General features: G+C 74.3%; 14 protein-coding genes and 2 tRNA genes. 10 read left to right on the top strand and 6 right to left on the bottom strand.

The genetic code is table 11. The features are described from left to right. Window positions 1-18: 18 nt before the first annotated feature. Window positions 19-675, bottom strand: coding sequence for a histidine phosphatase family protein (locus tag ACIQ87_RS35515; protein ID WP_402415226.1), 657 nt, complete (start codon window positions 673-675; stop codon window positions 19-21). Window positions 676-892: 217 nt separating this feature from the next. On the opposite strand from ACIQ87_RS35515, the gene ACIQ87_RS35510 reads away from it, so the two are divergent. The 3 genes from ACIQ87_RS35510 to ACIQ87_RS35500 are packed head-to-tail and all read left to right on the top strand — an operon-like array spanning window position 893 to window position 5,135. Beyond that, complete coding sequence (locus ACIQ87_RS35510; RefSeq protein ID WP_402415224.1) at window positions 893-2,152, top strand: hypothetical protein; 1,260 nt, start codon at window positions 893-895, stop codon at window positions 2,150-2,152. After that, complete coding sequence (locus ACIQ87_RS35505) at window positions 2,149-3,774, top strand: hypothetical protein (RefSeq protein ID WP_402415221.1); 1,626 nt, start codon at window positions 2,149-2,151, stop codon at window positions 3,772-3,774. Before ACIQ87_RS35510 ends, ACIQ87_RS35505 begins: the two co-directional genes overlap by 4 nt. An 8-nt stretch (window positions 3,775-3,782) precedes the next feature. After that, window positions 3,783-5,135 carry an AAA domain-containing protein gene (locus ACIQ87_RS35500; protein ID WP_402415285.1) on the top strand — a complete coding sequence of 451 codons (1,353 nt, stop codon included), beginning with the start codon at window positions 3,783-3,785 and terminating at the stop codon, window positions 5,133-5,135. Between the two features lie 24 nt (window positions 5,136-5,159). On the opposite strand, the gene ACIQ87_RS35495 is transcribed toward ACIQ87_RS35500, so the two are convergent. After that, window positions 5,160-5,468: a hypothetical protein gene (locus ACIQ87_RS35495; protein ID WP_402415219.1), complete on the bottom strand. Its 309-nt coding sequence runs from the start codon at window positions 5,466-5,468 to the stop codon at window positions 5,160-5,162. Between the two features lie 234 nt (window positions 5,469-5,702). On the opposite strand from ACIQ87_RS35495, the gene ACIQ87_RS35490 reads away from it, so the two are divergent. The 3 genes from ACIQ87_RS35490 to ACIQ87_RS35480 all read left to right on the top strand — a co-directional run bounded on the left by ACIQ87_RS35490 (window position 5,703) and on the right by ACIQ87_RS35480 (window position 6,952). Further along, complete coding sequence (locus ACIQ87_RS35490; protein WP_402415216.1) at window positions 5,703-6,056, top strand: hypothetical protein; 354 nt, start codon at window positions 5,703-5,705, stop codon at window positions 6,054-6,056. A 193-nt stretch (window positions 6,057-6,249) separates the two neighbouring features. Next, entirely contained in the window at window positions 6,250-6,810 is a 561-nt protein-coding gene (locus ACIQ87_RS35485; protein ID WP_402415283.1) for a bifunctional DNA primase/polymerase, read from the top strand. A 68-nt stretch (window positions 6,811-6,878) separates the two neighbouring features. Then, window positions 6,879-6,952: transfer RNA gene (locus ACIQ87_RS35480), tRNA-Lys, on the top strand. Window positions 6,953-7,079: 127 nt separating this feature from the next. On the opposite strand, the gene pgi is transcribed toward ACIQ87_RS35480, so the two are convergent. Both pgi and ACIQ87_RS35470 read right to left on the bottom strand, forming a co-directional pair. Then, entirely contained in the window at window positions 7,080-8,741 is a 1,662-nt protein-coding gene (gene pgi / locus ACIQ87_RS35475) for a glucose-6-phosphate isomerase (RefSeq protein ID WP_402415213.1), read from the bottom strand. A 219-nt stretch (window positions 8,742-8,960) separates the two neighbouring features. Then, the gene (locus ACIQ87_RS35470; protein WP_402415212.1) at window positions 8,961-10,544 is read right to left on the bottom strand and encodes a Na+/H+ antiporter; all 1,584 of its coding nucleotides are present in this window, start codon (window positions 10,542-10,544) and stop codon (window positions 8,961-8,963) included. A gap of 161 nt (window positions 10,545-10,705) precedes the next feature. Here ACIQ87_RS35470 and ACIQ87_RS35465 point away from each other — a divergent pair, with 161 nt between their 5' ends. The 4 genes from ACIQ87_RS35465 to ACIQ87_RS35450 all read left to right on the top strand — a co-directional run bounded on the left by ACIQ87_RS35465 (window position 10,706) and on the right by ACIQ87_RS35450 (window position 12,769). Further along, window positions 10,706-10,879, top strand: coding sequence for a hypothetical protein (locus ACIQ87_RS35465; RefSeq protein WP_402415209.1), 174 nt, complete (start codon window positions 10,706-10,708; stop codon window positions 10,877-10,879). A gap of 26 nt (window positions 10,880-10,905) precedes the next feature. After that, window positions 10,906-10,979, top strand: a tRNA-Lys gene (locus tag ACIQ87_RS35460). Between the two features lie 189 nt (window positions 10,980-11,168). Then, window positions 11,169-12,140, top strand: a complete 972-nt coding sequence (locus ACIQ87_RS35455; protein ID WP_402415206.1) for a GlxA family transcriptional regulator — start codon at window positions 11,169-11,171, stop codon at window positions 12,138-12,140. Further along, on the top strand, window positions 12,140-12,769 hold the full coding sequence (locus tag ACIQ87_RS35450; protein WP_402415203.1) for a DJ-1/PfpI family protein: 630 nt from the start codon (window positions 12,140-12,142) through the stop codon (window positions 12,767-12,769). The genes ACIQ87_RS35455 and ACIQ87_RS35450 overlap by 1 nt, the downstream gene beginning before the upstream one ends. Here ACIQ87_RS35450 and ACIQ87_RS35445 read toward each other — a convergent pair. Then, on the bottom strand, window positions 12,766-13,953 hold the full coding sequence (locus tag ACIQ87_RS35445; RefSeq protein ID WP_402415200.1) for an MFS transporter: 1,188 nt from the start codon (window positions 13,951-13,953) through the stop codon (window positions 12,766-12,768). The two genes, ACIQ87_RS35450 and ACIQ87_RS35445, sit on opposite strands and share 4 nt — an antisense overlap. 142 nt (window positions 13,954-14,095) lie before the next feature. Next, complete coding sequence (locus tag ACIQ87_RS35440; protein WP_402415197.1) at window positions 14,096-15,796, bottom strand: chitinase; 1,701 nt, start codon at window positions 15,794-15,796, stop codon at window positions 14,096-14,098. Between the last annotated feature and the right edge of the window lie 43 nt (window positions 15,797-15,839).

Raw genomic sequence — 15,839 nt, 5'->3', positions numbered from 1 at the left:
AGGCGCGGGACGCCGGGGTCAGTGCCCGGCGGTCAGCCCGTCCAGGTGGGACAGGTCGTTCCAGACCTCCACCGCCGGAGCGCCGTACTCCCAGGACAGCACGCAGAGCGCGGCCGTACCGAGCTTGAACCGCTGGGCGTACTCGGGCGGCAGGCCCAGCCAGCGGGCGGCCAGGATGCGCAGCAGGTGGCCGTGCGCGAACAGGACGACGTCCCGGTCGGCGCAGTGCATCACGGTGGTGTCCGGGTCCGGGACGCCGTGCTCCTCGTTGAGGCCGGCGAGGAAGGAGTCCACCCGGGCGGCCACCTCGGAGAGCTTCTCGCCGCCGGGCACCCCGTCGCGCCAGATCAGCCAGCCGGGCTGGTCGGTGGCCCGGATGTCCGCGCCGGTGCGGCCCTCGTACGCGCCGTAGTCCCACTCCATCAGCTCCGGGCGCTCCACCGCGCGGTCGCCGAAGCCGGCCAGCTCGCAGGTCTCCTTGGCCCGGCCGAGCGGGCTGGTGTAGACGAGCGCGTCCGGCAGGCCGTTCCAGGGGGCCTTGGCGAGGCGGGCGCCGAGGGCCCGGGCCATCGCGCGGCCCGCCTCGGTCAGCGGGATGTCGGTACGGCCGGTGTGACGGCCGGTGGCGGACCACTCGGTCTCGCCGTGGCGGACCAGCACGATGCGGCAGGGCATGGGGGGCTCCTAGCGAAAGGGCGGTGGCGACAACGGTCGGTCTCACCGTTGAGCACCGGGCTCCATGATCCCCCACCCGGGCGGCGGCCACGATCGCGGGGCCCGTCCCGCCGCCCCGGGCCGCACGCCGTCGAACGGGGCTCCGGACGTCAGGCGGGTCGTCCAACGGCCGGTCCGCACCGCGTTGTCGGACCCGGATGCGACACTGGGCCGCACCATGAACGTCTCGACGAACGTCCCGCCCCGCGGGCCCGCTGAGCCGCTCGCCCGGCGGCTCGCGGAGCTGCGCGGACCGGCCCCGCAGCGCACTCTGAACGCCCGCTCCCTCGCCGCGCTCGCCGCCAATCCGGGTTGCCACCGCCGGGCCGTGCTCGACGCGGCCGGGGTGGACAAGTCGGCACTGGCGGCCCGGCTCGGCCGCCCCGCCCCCTTCGGCCAGTCGCCCTTCGCCATCGCCCGCGGCGTGATCTTCGAGTCCCGGCTGAAGGCCGACGGCTACGCCCCGCTGCTGGAGCCGCTCCGCCACCACCTGGGCGTCCCGGTGGACGGCCACGCCCCGCTCCTGGTGCCGGACCTGCTGCACCGCTCCGGCCCGGCCGTACGCGCCGACCGGACGGCGCAGGCCCTGGCCCGGGCCGCCGCCGACCCGGAGGCCTGGACACTGCTGGACCACCCGATGCTGCGGCTGGAGGTGGCCGGCAGCACCGCCTACCTGGAGCCGGACGCGCTGGTGGTGCACGGCGGGCGGTGCACCGTGGTCGAGATCAAGTCCTTCCCGGTGCTGGACGGCAGCGCGGACCCGGCCAAGGTCGGCGCCGCCGCCCGGCAGGCCGCCGTGTACGTGCTGGCGCTCCAGCACGCCGCCGCCGCGGCGGCCGGGCAGCCGCTCGACGAGGACCCGTACACCGAGCAGCGGCTGCCGGGCAGCCCGCGCACCAGCGTGCTGCTGGTCTGCCCGAAGGACTTCGGCAACCGGCCGACCGCGGTTGCCGTGGACGTCCGCCGCGAACTGGCCACCACCCGGCGCCAGCTGAGCCGGATGACCGGCATCGGCCGGCTGCTGGAGGTACTGCCGCCGGACGCCGACTTCGACCTGGCCGCCGACGAGGACGGCGCGCCGGCCCGGAGCACCGGGCAGCTCGCCGCCTCGGTCGAGGCGGTGCCCGCCGCGTACAGCCCGGACTGCCTCTCCACCTGCGAGCTCGGCTTCCACTGCCGCGCCCAGGCCCGCTGCGGTGACCGGGTCGAGCAGCTCGGCCGGGGCGTGCGCGGCGAGCTGGGCAGCATCCGTACGGTCGCCGGGGCACTGGCCGCCGCCGACACCAAGAGCGGGGACCTGGACGGCGCGGACGACGCCGCCGAGCGCCTCGCCTACGCGGCCGCCCTGCGCGCCGAGGCGCTGGAAACGGCGGCGCTGAGCACGGCGGCACCGGGGGCCACGGCGCCGGGGACCACGGCGCCGGGGGCCGCCTCATGAGCCTGCTGACCACCCTCGCCCGGCTGGAGGCCGTCCGCAGCGGCCGGGCCGAGCCGCTGGCCACCGTTCGGCACCGGCACCTGTCCGACCGCCCGATGGTGCTGGTCCCGTTGACCGCCGCCGGCGAGTCCGGCGCGCCGCTCGCGGTGATGCTCGGCACCGACCGGGACGCGCCCCGGCTGCACCTGGTGCCGCAGCCGCTCAACCGCACCCTGCGCTTCGACTTCCTGGCCGAGCTGGCCGCCGACCTGCTGCCCTACCTGGAGTCCTTCGCCGAGGACGTCGAGCAGATCGAGGGCTCCGAGAAGGATCCGGAGACCGGCGAGAAGACCCAGGTGTTCCGCGAGTTGTGCGCGGACGCCCCGCAGCTGATCGTGCCGAACGGCGCCGGGGTGCACCACCTCGCCCTGATCGGCCGCTCGACCCGTTTCCGCCGCACCGCCGAGGACGCGGAGCCCGGCCCGTACCCGGCGCCGGTCCGGGTGCCGCTGCTCGGCCGCTGGCTGACCCACCTCACCGACCGCGCCCAGGTGCCCGGTTCGTCCCTGCTGCTGCCGATGACGGGGCTGCTGGCCCGGCACTGGGCGACCGGCCAGAGCCACCTGGAGGACCAGCACCTGGCGGCCCGGCTCGCCTGGCACCGCCCGCCGCCGGGGCTGACCGGCGCGCAGGCCGCCGAGCTGGCCGAGTCCGCCCGGGACGACCGGGGGCAGCTGCTGCACCCGCCGGCCGGCCCGGCCACCGACCCCCGCTTCGACGAGTTCGTGCTGGCCCCGGCGATCGCCCGCTACGACTCCGCCGTGGCCGCCCTCCAGCACGGCACCGAGCAGCGCGACGAGGCCGCCGCCGCCCGTGCCCGGACGGCCGTACGGGGCGCGGTGACGGCACTGGAGGAAGCGCTGGCGACGATCCTGCTGCCCACCTGGCACGACGTCTGGCACGGCCTGGACCTGCTGCGCACCCTGCCGCCGGCCGGGCACCTGGCGGAGCGCTGGACCGGCGACCGCTGGTCCTACACCGGCCACCGGGACCGGCTGGCGGCCGGCGAGCCGCCGCAGCCCCGGCAGGACGACGCCGTCACCGCCGCCCGCAAGCTCGCCCAGCGCGAGCGCGAGCAGGCCAGGCTCGACGTCCAGGAGGCACTGGACGACCCGCTGGCGATGGCCGAGCACCGGCTGGCGGGCGAGGCGTTCAGCGGTGTGGTGACGGAGGTGGTGCCGGACTGGGACACCACCGGCCGCTCGCCCAAGCCGCGCCCGCTGGTCACCCTGCGCACCGTCGACCGCCCGCACGCGGACCTCGGCCGGGAGGTGCACCGGGTGTGGGGGTCCCCCCGGCCGGAGGCCGGCGCGGGACCGTCCGCGCAGAAGGCGGAGATCGTCGCGGTGGACGCCGCCGAGGGCACCCTCACCCTGCGGGTGCTCTCCGGCATGGGCCGCCGGAAGGACCCCGAGCCGGGCAGCCTGCCCGAGCCCGGCGAGTCGGTCACCTTCACCCTGTTCGAGCTGACGGTGCGCCAGTCCGCGCCGCTGCCCGAGCCGGACGACACCCCGTGGACCCACGGCGGCCCGCCCGGTGCCGCGCCCGTACCCGCCCCGTCCGTCTCCGAGGAGTGGGAGTGAGCAGTCCGATGATCCCCGAGCAGGCCCCGGGTGCGGCCGCCGACGCCGCGGTGGCGCGGATCCTGGCCGCCACCGTCCACCCGCCGGCCGGTGCCCCGCGCGGCGTGGTGGTGGACTCCCCGCCCGGCGCGGGGAAGTCGACGCTCGTGGTGCGCGCCGCGCGCGAGCTGGTCGGGGCCGGCGAGCGGCTGATGATCGTCGCCCAGACCAACGGCCAGGTGGACGACCTGGTCGGCCGACTGGCCGGGAAGGCACCGGAGCTGACGATCGGCCGGCTGCACGCCGCGGACTCCCGGCCCGGCCCGGAGGTGTTGAAGCACGCCAACGTCACACCCTCCGACAAGGTCGCCGAGCTGGTCGAGCACGACGTGGTGATCTCCACCGCGGCCAAGTGGCAGTGGGTGCGCGCCGAGGCCCCGTGGCGGCACGCGATCGTCGACGAGGCGTACCAGATGCGCTCGGACGCCCTGCTCGCGGTGGCCCGGCTGTTCGAGCGGGCACTGTTCGTCGGCGACCCGGGCCAGCTGGACCCGTTCACCGTGGTCGGCACCGAGCAGTGGGCCGGGCTGTCGTACGACCCGTCCGGCAGCGCGGTGGTCACCATGCTGGCGCACAACCCGGAGATCGAACCGCACCGGCTGCCGGTCTCCTGGCGGCTGCCCGCCAGCGCCGCGCCGCTGATCTCGCGGGCCTTCTACCCGTACACGCCGTTCCGCTCCGGCACCGGCCCGGACGACCGCCGGCTGACCGCCGCCGTGCGCCCGGACGGCTCGGCGCTGGACGCGGTGATCGACCGGGCCGCCGAGCACGGCTGGGCGCTGCTGGAACTGCCCGCCCGGCACACCGTACGGACCGACCCGCAGGCCGTGGCGGCCGTCGCGGCCACCGTCCGCCGGCTGCTGGAGCGCGGGCTGACCACCCACTCGGAGCAGGGCGAGGGCCCGCTCACCGCGGACCGGATCGCCGTCGGCACCGCCCACCGGGACCAGGCGGCGGCGGTGCGCGCGGCGCTGCTCAAGGCGGGCGTACCGGTGGACGGCGCGGACGGGCCGGCCGTCACGGTGGACACCGCCAACCGCCTCCAGGGCCGCGAGTACGACGTGACCGTGGTGCTGCACCCGCTCTCCGGACGGCCCGACGCGACCGCCTTCCACCTGGAGACCGGCCGGCTCTGCGTGCTCGCCTCCCGGCACCGGCACGCCTGCATCGTGGTGGCCCGGGCCGGGATCGCCGAGCTGCTGGACGAGCACCCCGCGACGGAGCCGGTGCAGCTGGGCGTCCCGGTGGCCTTCCCGGACGGCTGGGAGGCCAACCACCAGGTGCTGCACCACCTGAGCGGCCACCGGGTGCACCTGCGGTAGGCCGGGTGCGCCCGCGGTGGAAGGTCAGTCCTCGGTCTCGCAGACGGCGAACGCCTGGACGGCCGAGTGGTCGGTCTGCGCGATCCACCCGGTCGCGTCCCGGGACGGACCGTTGTGGGTCACGGTGTCGTCGGTCCCGGCCGGGAGCACGTACCCGCCGCCGGTCAGGTGGGTACCGCTCGGGCAGGTCGCCTTCGACGGGGCGCCCGGGGCGCTCGTCGGGCCCTGCGCCACCACCGCCGTCTCGGCGGCGACGGCGGGCGCCGCGGCGGCCGCGCCGAGAACGGGAGCGGCCAGGAGGATGCCGGCGGAGAGAATCGTTCGGCTGCGCATGGGGGATTCTCCGGGTGGTGCGGATGACGGGGACACCGGGACAACCGGTTCGCCCGTGGCTGGGATGCGTGGCACCCGGGGCACGCGCCCGGCGCGTGCCGGGGAATAGCGCTCGCGTGCGCACCGTTCCGCTACCGGCCGTCGCCGCGAGACAATGGACGGCGGCCACGACCGGGCGGCGCGGCCCGGAGCAGATTCCCACCACCCCCACCCGAGACCCGGAGGTGTCCGTCCATGCCCGACTCCCCAGAGTCGACCGAGCCCACCAGGCGCCTGCGTCCGGTGCAGCTGCTGTTCGAGCCGCAGTCCGCCGAACCCGAGCCGGAACGATTCTTCGACCTGGAGTCGATCGAGGACCCGGCGGAGCTGCTGCGCCGTTCCACGGAACTGGCCCTGGCCTTCCGGGCGGCCGCCGAGCGGGCCACGGACTTCCAGGCGGTCGCCGCCGCGCAGCTCGCCGACCCGCGCCGCTTCGACGCGCTCTCCGACGCCGAGGTCGCCCAGCGGGCGGACTGGACCCCGGACTACGCCGCCAAGATGATCGAGTACGGCCGCACCCTGCTCCAGCCGCGCCGGCACGAGGACTGAGCCCCGCCCGACGGCCGGCCGGACGCCGGCGCCTTGGGCACAGACCTCTGGCATATGCGCGGCGGGGAAGGGTACGCCGTCCCCCGCCGCGCTGTCCGGCGAACCGCGCTTTCCGCCCCGCCCGGGGCGTGCGCCCCGCAGGCTGCTCTCCGTGGAGATCTGGACACAGCAGTCGGTGACGCAGCAGTCGGCGATGTACCCGTCGGTGATGCACCCCTCGGTGGAGTGCGTCGGCGCGGCCGGGGAGGCCTGGCTGGCCTCCGCCAGCGAGTACCCGCGCAGCATGCGCGCCCTGTGGGAGAGCCGCCCCTGGGCGCCATCGGTGCTGCCCTGCGGGCGCGCCTTCGACGTGATCAGCATGCCCGCGCTGTTCGGCCGCCGGGTGCTGGACGAGCTGTGGGCCTCCGGGCCGGGCTGTGGGCCGGTGGCCGTCCACCGGGGGCGACTGCTGCTGTTCGTCCAGCCGGGCGCGGCGCCCAGGCTGCGCCGGCTGCTGGCCTGGGAGGAGTGGGCCCGGGACGTGCCTCCGCTGCTGTGCCACGGCAGGGGCGACGCGGTGACCGTGCCGCCGCTGCAGCGGATGGTGAACAGCCCGGACTCCCCCGGACAGGGCGCCGGCCGGTGGATCGTCGCACCGGAGCGGCGCGATCCCCGGCTGCCCGGCGCCGCGGTGGTGCTCTGGGCCTGCGTCCGGGCGGCGCGTGAGCCGGGCGCGGCGGTTCCCGCCGGGTCGGCCGTCGTGACCGGGGGGTGAACACGGGGCGACCGGTATTCGATTTTGGCTCGGCCGCACGGCGCTGCTAGAGTCTTCTCTGTCAGCAGGCGCCGCTAGCTCAGTTGGTTAGAGCAGCTGACTCTTAATCAGCGGGTCCGGGGTTCGAGTCCCTGGCGGCGCACAGACAGCCGGAAGGCCCTTCGCGAGAGCGAAGGGCCTTCCGGCGTTTCCGCGTCCCCTGGATCGAGGAGCCAGGAGCGCGAGACCCCGACCGGGCCGCCCGCCGGAGCGGACGGCCCGACCCGGGCTCAGCGGCCGCGCAGCGCCCGGTAGCGGGCGACCAGCTCGGCGGTGGAGCTGTCCAGCTGCTCGGCGCCCTCGCCGGTGAGCAGCACCGGCTCGATCCGCTTGGCGAGCACCTTGCCCAGCTCGACGCCCCACTGGTCGAAGGAGTCGATGTTCCAGACCGCGCCCTGGACGAACACCTTGTGCTCGTAGAGCGCGACCAGCTGGCCGAGCACCGACGGGGTCAGCTCGCCGGCCAGGATGGTGGTGGTCGGGTGGTTGCCCTTGAAGGTCTTGTGCGGGACGAGCTCGGCGGGCACGCCCTCGGCCACGACCTCCTCCGGGGTCTTGCCGAAGGCCAGCGCCTGGGTCTGGGCGAAGAAGTTGGCCAGCAGCAGGTCGTGCTGGGCGACCAGGCCGGGGAGCAGGTCGGCGACCGGCTTGGCGAAGCCGATGAAGTCGGCCGGGATGACCTTGGTGCCCTGGTGCAGCAGCTGGTAGTAGGCGTGCTGGCCGTTGGTGCCGGGGGTGCCCCAGACCACCGGGCCGGTCTGCCAGTCCACCGGGGTGCCGTCGCGGGTCACCGACTTGCCGTTGGACTCCATGTCCAGCTGCTGCAGGTAGGCGGTGAACTTGGACAGGTAGTGCGAGTAGGGCAGCACCGCGTGCGCCTGGGCGTCGAAGAACGCGCCGTACCAGACGCCGAGCAGGCCGAGCAGCAGCGGGACGTTCTGCTCCGGCGGGGCGGTGCGGAAGTGTTCGTCGACCAGGTGGAAGCCGTCCAGCATCTCGCGGAAGGCGTCCGGGCCGATGGCGATCATCAGCGAGAGGCCGATGGCCGAGTCGTAGGAGTAGCGGCCGCCCACCCAGTCCCAGAACTCGAACATGTTGGCGGTGTCGATGCCGAAGTCCTGCACGCCCTGGGCGTTGGTGGACAGCGCGACGAAGTGCTTGGCCACCGCGTCGGTGTCGGCGCGCAGCCCGGTGAGCAGCCAGTCGCGGGCGGAGACCGCGTTGGTGATGGTCTCGATGGTGGTGAAGGTCTTCGAGGCGACGATGAACAGCGTCTCGGCCGGGTCGAGGTCGCGGACCGCCTCGTGCAGGTCGGCGCCGTCCACGTTGGAGACGAAGCGGACGTCGAGGTCGCGCTTGGCGTACGAGCGGAGCACCTCGTAGGCCATCGCCGGGCCGAGGTCGGAGCCGCCGATGCCGATGTTGACGACGGTGCGGATCGGCTTGCCGGTGTGGCCCTTCCACTCGCCGCTGCGGACCCGGTCGGCGAAGGCGGCCATCTTGTCGAGCACCGCGTGCACCGCGGGCACCACGTTCTCGCCGTCGACCTCGATCACGGCGCCGCGCGGGGCGCGCAGCGCGGTGTGCAGGACCGCGCGGTGCTCGGTGTTGTTGATCTTCTCGCCGCGGAACATGGCGTCCCGCAGCTCGGCGACGCCGGTGGCGGCGGCCAGCTCGCGCAGCAGCTCCAGCGTCTCGTCGGTGACCAGCTGCTTGGCGTAGTCCACGTGCAGGTCGCCGACCCGGAGGGTGTAGCGGCGGCCGCGCTCGGGGTCGGCGGCGAACAGCTGACGCAGGTGGGTGTCGCCCAGTTCGGCCCGGTGCTTGGCCAGGGCGGCCCACTGCGGGGTGCGGTCCAGCGGGGTGCGGGCGTCGGCGCGGGTCTCCGACATCGGTGGGTCCTCGATTCATCTGGGTGCAGAAACCGGCAGGGCCAGGCGTGAGGGTTCGCCGAGGTCGTGCGGGTACTGGTGGTGCGCCGACTCCGTTGACGGCCTGCCCGGGTTCAGCCTATGCAACCCCGGGGGCGGTCGCGCACATTCCGCCCCGCGGGCGCGGACGGTGCGTCCGTGGGGCGTGGACGGTGCGCTCCGGGGCGATTGGACGCCCCGTCACTTCCGTTCGGAACGCAGGTCGAGTCCGCGCAGCACCTGGTCGACCAGCTCCGGGTCCGCGCCGGGCTCGCTGCGGGCGGCGAGCATCTCGCGGCGGGAGGCGGCGATCATCTCCTGTTCGACGTCCCGGGCGGCCCGCCACTGGGCCATCCGCAGCCTGGCCTCGGCGGCCTCCTCCTCGGCGTAGTTCTCCGGGCAGAGCCGGGCCAGCCGGTCGTGCTGACGGTCCCGCAGGCGGTCGGCGACCTCGGCGGGCAGCCGGTCCTGCTCCTCCATCTCGCCGAGCCGACTGAGCCCGGCCTTGGCGGCCCGCCACCAGAGCTGGCGCACGGCCTGCTCGTGCTTGTCCTGGTCGATGTCCAGCTCGAACCGCTTGGCCAGCCAGGGCAGGGTCAGGCCCTGCACCAGCAGGGTGAAGAGCACCACGCTGAAGGCGATGAAGACCAGTCGGCCGCGCTCGGGGAAGTCCTCGCCGGAGTGCAGGGTGAGCGGGATGGCGAGCGCCAGGGCGACGGTGGCCACGCCGCGCATGCCGGACCACCAGAGGATCACGCTCTCCTTCCAGCTGAACGGCGTGTCCTCGTCGTCGCCGGAGCGCAGCTTCTTCGACAGCCAGCCGGCCGGCAGCAGCCAGAGCAGCCGGACCAGGACGACCACGGCGATGACCACGGCCGCGTCGCCGATGAAGCCGGTCCAGCCGCGGCCGGCCTCCTTGAGCACGGTGGCCAGCTCCAGGCCGATCAGGCCGAAGGCGACGCCGGTGATCAGGATCTCGACCACCTCCCAGAAGGCGTTGCCGACCAGCCGGTAGGAGACGGCGTCCGCGTCGGAGGCCCGCTCGGCGAGGTAGAGCGCGCAGACCACGACCGCGAGCACGCCGGAGCCGTGGATCTCCTCGGCCAGGGTGTACGCGGCGAAGGGCACCAGCAGGTTGAGCGCGACCTGCTGGGTCGGGTCGTCCAGCCGTTCGGCGAGCTTGGTGTTGACCCAGCCGAGCGCGACGCCGACCACCACGGCCAGCACCGCGGACAGCACGAAGCGCAGCACCGCGTCGCCGGCCGAGAAGTCGCCGCTGACCATGGCCTCGATGGACAGCGAGTAGACGACGATCGCGGTGACGTCGTTGAACAGCCCCTCGCTCTCCAGGATCGCCACCAGGCGGCGGGGCAGCCCGACGCTGCCGGCCACCGCGACGGCGGCGACCGGGTCGGGCGGGGAGACCAGCGCGCCGACCGCGATCGCGGCGGCCAGCGGCAGGGTGGGCAGCAGCCAGTGCACGGTGCCGGCCACGGCGACCGTGGTGACCACCACCAGGGCGACCGCCAGCAGCAGGATCGAGCGGGCGTTGGCCTTGAAGTAGCGCACCGAGGAGCGCCGGGCCACCGCGAAGATCAGCGGCGGCAGGACCAGCGGCAGGATCAGCTCGGGCTCGATGGTGACGTCCGGGATCTGCGGGACGAGCGCCATGACGATGCCGAGGAGGGTCATCAGCACCGGTTGTGGCACTCCGGTCTTCCGTCCGAGCGGCATGGTCACCACGGAGGCGAGCAGCACCAGGAAGAACAGGGGCAGCTGGCCCACGGGGAGGTTCCTCTCGACGACGGACGGCTGAGCGCCGTCCAGGATAAATCTGACAATGCGCCCAATGCTGTCGACACGCTGAACAGGGGTTTGACCTCAAGTGCACTTCAGGTCGGAGGATCGTCGGCATCGGAACGATCGAGAAGAGGGGTGGGCGCAGGATGAAGGCGGTCACCGTGACGGGGAGCGGCGGTCCGGAGGTCCTGCGGGTCGCCGAGGTGCCCGACCCGGAGCCCGGGCCGGGCAAGGTGCCGGGCTTCCGGGCGCCGGGCTGCCAGGCCGACCGTGAGCGCGCCGGCCCCCGCTCCGGCCCGATTGTGAGTTTCGGCTGCTGACCAGGTAATGTTCTCCACGTCAGCAGGCGCCGCTAGCTCAGTTGGTTAGAGCAGCTGACTCTTAATCAGCGGGTCCGGGGTTCGAGTCCCTGGCGGCGCACAGACAGCCGGAAGGCCCTTCGCGAGAGCGAAGGGCCTTCCGGCGTTTCCGCGTCCCCCAGCGTTGTCCCGAGCGCGCCCGCCGTTTCCGCGTCTTCCCGCGCGTTCCGCGTCCGCCCGCGCGCCGGATGGCAGGAAAGGTGGGAAACAGGTCATTGCTGCCACCGTCACCCGTTGGGAGGCTGGTCGCATGAGAGCGCGCAACGTGGTCATCGTCCTCTTCGAGGGCGTGCAGAGCCTCGACGTGACCGGCCCCCTGGAGGTGTTCGCGGGTGCGGGCAAGGCCTCCGGGCAGCCGGACGCGTACCGGGTGACCACCGCCTCCCCCGGCGGCGGCCCGGTGCGCAGCCACAGCGGACTGCGGCTGCTGCCGGACGCGGACCTGGCCGGGGTCGGACCGGTGCACACCCTGCTGGTTCCCGGCGGGGAGGGCACCAAGCTCGCCGACCCGGCACTGGTGGCCCGGATCCGGGAGCTGGCCGGCCGGGCCGAACGGGTGGTTTCGGTGTGCACCGGCGCCTTCCTGCTCGCCGAGGCCGGACTGCTGGCCGGGCGCCGGGCGGCCACCCACTGGGCCTACGGCGAGGAGCTGGCCCGGCGGTTCCCGGACGTCGAGGTGGACCCGGACCCGATCCACATCCGGGACGGGAACGTCGCCACCTCGGCCGGGGTCACCGCCGGGATCGACCTGGCGCTGGCCCTGGTGGAGGAGGACCTGGGGCGCGAGACGGCCCTGCTGGTCGCCCGCCACCTGGTGGTCTTCCTGCGCCGGCCGGGCAACCAGGCCCAGTTCAGCACCCAGCTGGCCGCCCAGGTGGCGGCCCGGCAGCCGCTGCGCGAGGTGCAGCGGTGGATCGCCGAGCACCCGGAGGGCGACCTCTCGGTGGAGGCCCTGGCCGGCCGCTCGGCGCTGTCGCCGCGGCACTTCGCCCGGGCCTTCGCCGCCGAGGTGGGGGTGACCCCGGGCCGGTACGTGGACGGGGTCCGGCTGGAGGCCGCCCGGCGGCTGCTGGAGGACACCGACGACGGCGTCGAGGAGATCGCGCGCTCCTGCGGCTACGGCACCCCGGAGGCGATGCGGCGCGCCTTCGTCCGGGCCCTGGCCGCCCCGCCCGCCGAGTACCGACGCCGCTTCCGCCCCGAACCGACCGGAGGTCACTGATGCGCATCGCCATCCTGCTCTACCCCGACTTCACCACCCTGGACGCGGTCGGCCCGTACGAGGTACTGTCCCGGATCCCCGGCGCCGAGGTGGTGTTCACCGCCGCCGAACGGGGGCCGGTGCGCAACGACGTCGGCAGCCTGTCGATCACCGCGGAGGCCACCCTGGACGAGGTGGACTCGGCCGACCTGCTGCTGGTGCCCGGCGGGCCCGGCACCCAGGCGCAGCTCGCGAACGAGGAGCTGCTCGACTGGCTGCGCCGGGTGGACGCGACCACCACCTGGACCACCTCGGTCTGCTCGGGCTCGCTGCTGCTGGGCGCCGCCGGACTGCTGGAGGGCCGTCGGGCCACCTCTCACTGGGGCGTCCTGGACCGGCTGCCCACGTACGGGGCTGAGCCGACCGGGACCGAGCGGGTCGTCATCGACGGCAAGTACGCCATCGCCGCCGGCGTCTCGGCCGGGATCGACCTCGCGCTGACGCTGGCCGGCCTGATCAGCGGTGACACCACCGCGCAGGCGATCCAGCTGCTGATCGAGTACGACCCCCAGCCGCCGTACGAGTCGGGTTCCATGGCGAAGGCCTCCCCCGAGGTGGTCGAGGCGGTGCACCGGCTGATGGAGCGCTAACGCCGGGGCGGAAAGGCGTGGCGGCGGGCGGCGGCGACCACGGCGAGGACGGGGAGCATCAACGCGAGCACCGTCCAGGGCAGGGCTCCGGTGCCCAGTCCGCTCAGGACCAGCCCGCCGACCACGCCGCCGCCCGCCATCGCGGCGTTCCACAGGGTCACCAGGACGGCCTGGGCGGTGTCCGCCCGCTCCCCGCCCGCGTCGCCGAGGGCGGTCTGCAGCAGGGTCGGGGCGCCGCCCCAGCCCAGGCCCCAGCACAGCGCGGCGACGTACACCGGCGGCGCGTCGGCGGACCACCCCGCGAGGACGGCCGCCGCCAGCGCGACCAGCAGCGTGCCGAGGATCGTCAGCCGCCGCAGCCGGCGGTGGATGTGGGCGCCGGTCAGCCAGACGCTCGCCAGCGAGCCCAGCCCGAAGACCAGCAGCACGGTGCCGGTGGCGCCGCCGAGGCCGGCCCGGTCCAGGAAGGGCGCGACGTAGGTGTACAGGATGGTGTGGGCGAGCACGTAGAGCACCGTCACGGTGAGCACCGGCCGTACGCCGGGCACGGTGAGCGCCTGCCGGACCGGCGTCCGCCCGCCGGCCGGCTGCCCTGGCTGCTCCGGCAGCAGCGCCGCGATCCAGCCGATCACGCCGACCGCCAGTGCCGTCATGGCCAGGAAGGGCACCCACCAGGCGAACGCCTGCCCGAGGAAGGTGCCGACCGGCACTCCCAGCGACAGCGCCACCGGCACGCCCGCCATCGCGACCGCCATGGCCCGGCCCTGCTGTTCGACCGGCACCAGCCGGCGCGCGTACCCCGCCAGCAGGGCCCAGGCCAGGCCGGCCGCGACGCCCGCGAGGAAGCGGGCGGCCAGCGTGAGCGGGTAGCTGGTGGAGACCGCGGTGACGGTGTTGGCCACCGCGAAGCCCGCCATCGCGGTGAGCAGCAGCCGCTTGCGGCCCCAGCCGGCGGTGGCCGCGCTGAGCGGGATCGCGGTGACGGCGGAGCCGATCGCGTAGACGGTGACGGTCTGCCCGGCCGCGGACTCGCCGACTCCGAGCGCCGCGCTCATCCCGGGCAGCACGCCGGCCGGAAGGTTCTCGGTGAGGCCGGTGATGAAGACGGCGGTGGCCAGTGCGAGCAGGGCGGGGAGCGGAAAGGGCTTGTGGGGTACCGGGGTTGTGAGCTGTGTGGTCGCCATGGGGACCATGCTTGGACCTCACACCGGTGTCAGGTTCAAGCACGGCCCCGCGGGCGGTCGGGCCGGCGGCCCGTCGGATCGGCCACTCAGCGGTTCGACGGCTCAGCGGCTCAACGGCTCAGCGGCTCAACGGATCGACGACTCAGCGGCCGAAGTACCCGTTGAAGTTCTTGGAGAACTCCTGGCCGCCGAACCGGTCCCAGTTGATCGACCAGGTCATCAGTCCGCGCAGGTTCGGCTGGGCGCCCGAACGCGGCACGTAGGTACCGCAGTCGGCCAGCCTGGTGAGGCAGTCGAGCGCCTTGTTCACCTCGGCCGGGGCGACGTAGCCGTTGCCCGCGTTGGTGGTGGCCGGCATGCCGATGGCCACCTTGGAGGCGGGCAGCGCCGGGAACACGTTGTTCGCGTTGCCGGCCACCGGGAAGCCCTTGAGCAGCATGTCGGTCATCGCGACGTGGAAGTCGGCGCCGCCCATCGAGTGGTACTGGTTGTCCAGGCCCATGATGGAGCCGGAGTTGTAGTCCTGGACGTGCAGCAGGGTGAGGTCGTCGCGCAGCGCGTGGATGACCGGCAGGTACGCCCCGGCGCGCGGGTCCTGGCCGCCCCAGGGGCCGGATCCGTAGTACTGGTAGCCGAGTTGGACGAAGAAGGTCTCCGGCGCCATGGTCAGCACGAAGCCCGGGCCGTACTTGGCCTTGAGGGTCTTCAGCGCGGAGATCAGGTTGACGATGACCGGGGTGGTCGGGTTCCTGAAGTCGGTGTCACCGGTGTTGAGGGAGAGCGAGTGCCCCTCGAAGTCGATGTCCAGGCCGTCCAGGCCCCACTTGTCGATGATCGCCGAGACCGAGCTGACGAAGGTGTCCCGGGCGGCGGCGGTGGTCAGCTGGACCTGGCCGTTCTGGCCGCCGATCGAGATCAGCACCTTCTTGCCCTGGGCCCGCTTGGCGGCGATGGCGGCCTTGAACTCGTCGTCCGACTCGACGGTCGGGCACTCGGTGGCCGGGCAGCGGTTGAAGCGGATGTCGCCGGAGGTGACGGAGGTGGGCTCACCGAAGGACAGGTCGATGAAGTCCCAGGAGTTCGGGACGTCGGCCATCCGGGTGTAGCCGGCGCCGTTGGCGAAGCTCGCGTGCAGGTAGCCGACCAGGGCGTGGCTGCCGGCGGGCGGGCTGGTGGGCGTGCCGGTCGGGGTGCCCGTCGGAGTCCCGGTCGGCGTCGCGGTCGGCGACGGGGTGCCGGTGGGCGTCGCGGTCGGCGAGGCGGTCGCGGTCGGCGAGCCGGTGGCGGTCGGCGTGGGCGTCGGGCTGGGCGCGCCCGGGCCGTCCAGCGAGATGTCGTCCGCGTAGTAGGTGCCCTGCCCGTACCAGCCGTGGGTGTACACGGTGGCGCTGGTCTGGCCGGCCCCGGTGGTGAAGCTGACGCTGAGCTTCTGGTACGAGCCGCCGGTGCCCGGCGTCCAGGTGCTCGGGCCGCCGCCGTCCACGCCCAGGTAGACGTACGAGCCGTTGACGAAGGCACTGAGCGTGTAGGTGGTGTTCGGGGCGACGGTGACGGTCTGGGCGCACTGGGCGGTGTCGCCGGCCGTGGCGGCCGCGGCGAGCGCGCGACTGCCGCCGTGCACCGGGCTGGTGACGACGCTGCCGGAGTTGCCGGTGCAGCTCCAGGGGCCGAGCGAGCCGGACTCGAAACCGCCGTTGACCAGGAACTCGCCGGCCGAGGCGGCGGGCGCCAGGCCCAGCGTGACGCCGACCAGGGCGGCCGCGGCGACGACGGAGGCGGTGCCGGCGGCGAGGGCCGCGCGGTGGCCCCTGGCCGGGGTCTTGGGCATGGGTGTTCTGCGCATGCGGGTGCTCCTGCGATGGCGCGGTCGTGGGGGACGTCCGAGG

The organism is Kitasatospora sp. NPDC096204, from assembly GCF_044763205.1.
Taxonomy (GTDB): Bacteria; Actinomycetota; Actinomycetes; order Streptomycetales; family Streptomycetaceae; genus Kitasatospora.
This window is presented reverse-complemented; position numbering and strand designations above follow the sequence as displayed.